The organism is Stutzerimonas stutzeri (genome assembly GCF_024448935.1).
GTDB lineage: Bacteria > Pseudomonadota > Gammaproteobacteria > Pseudomonadales > Pseudomonadaceae > Stutzerimonas > Stutzerimonas stutzeri_AO.
Window position 1 is genome coordinate 1 of sequence record NZ_JAMOIE010000226.1, and the last position, 1352, is coordinate 1352.

The following is a 1352-nucleotide window of genomic DNA, read 5'->3' on the forward strand; positions in this document are numbered from 1 at the left end:
CGTGGCCCCTGTGATGATGAAGTCATCGGCATATCGTACGACGTGTATCTTGAATGGCTTACGCTTGCGCGCTGTCGAAGCCACGCTTGCATGGACGACATCTTCCAGGCCATCCAGCGTCCAATTCGCAAGTACCGGAGAGATGATTCCCCCTTGCGGGGTTCCTGCCTCCGTTGCGAACAAGGCTCCCTGATCGACATACCCCGCTCGAAGCCATTTGCGCAGAACCACCTTATCCATGGGCACGTTGGTGAGCAGCCAATCGTGACTGATATTGTCGAAACAGCCTCGAATGTCACCTTCCAGTACCCAGTGCGCCGAACCACGTTTCGCCAGTGCATTGAAGCAATGTGCGATTGCATCGGCAGTGGATCGCTGTGGCCGAAATCCATAGGAGTTGGGATCTGCACGCGTTTCGGCAACCGGCTCAAGTGCCAGTTTCCACAGCGCCTGCATCGCACGATCCCGCATCGTTGGAATTCCCAGCGGACGCTTCTTGCCATTGCTTTTGGGTATGTAGATGCGTCTCAGCGGTTGAGGCCGATAGCCCCGATGCTGTAACGCTTGTGCTCCCGTCGATTTGGCCACCGGAGTCGACCAGATCTTGCCATCAACGCCCGGTGTTCTCTTGCCTCTGTTTTCCGTCACTCGTTTCACGGCCAACAGTTTGCCGCTGAACGAGCGAGTCAGCAGTCGTTGCAAGGCTTGCACCTTGCCCCACCTGCCTTCTCGTGTTGCCTTGGCGATACGTACCTGGAGTCGTTTCACTTGCGACTCGATCTGGTTCCAGTGTTGGGGCCAGGCCGATATGAAGTTCGAAGGCGCACCAGTGCTCGCCGTTGCTTGCGCATTGGGTGCGAGCACTGCCATCTGCTTTCCTCCGTACAACGATTGATCAGGTTTTCTCGCCATGGAAGACCGTGTGGAAGTCTGCTCGCTTTCGCGCCAGATGATGTTTCAATCTGTATTCACCCCATTACAGGGTGACCTTCGCTTTTTCCACATTCCTTTACCCGCAGCATCAACAGCTTGCTTTACAGCTCACCTGCCGAAATCGGCAACGCTACGGGCTTACCCTGTTCCGCATGGATTTCCGAACGGGTCGGGCTCCTCGATTTCGCCGGCGGCACCACATCCACGAGGGGCTATCGGTAAGAGCCCCTGCCTGGCCGCGCACCTTTTGGTTCAAGCCTGTCAGCATCTTTGGCTTGGCTACTATGACGACGTTTATATGAGGTTCACTTGTGTTAGCCGTACCCGTTCATCCCTAGCACCTCTCCGCCTTGATGCTGGCAGATTCAGTCTGGCCTCGCGGTTCGACCTACCGAAATATCGGCGGTTACATTGTCCCC

The 1352-nt window shown here is 56.1% G+C and carries 1 protein-coding gene; it reads right to left on the minus strand.

Annotation, left to right across the window (positions count from 1 at the left end; genetic code table 11):
- Positions 1-870: reverse transcriptase domain-containing protein (locus tag NA637_RS25005; RefSeq protein ID WP_256075264.1), on the minus strand; the 870-nt coding region annotated here is incomplete at its 3' end.
- Positions 871-1352: the final 482 nt, after the last annotated feature.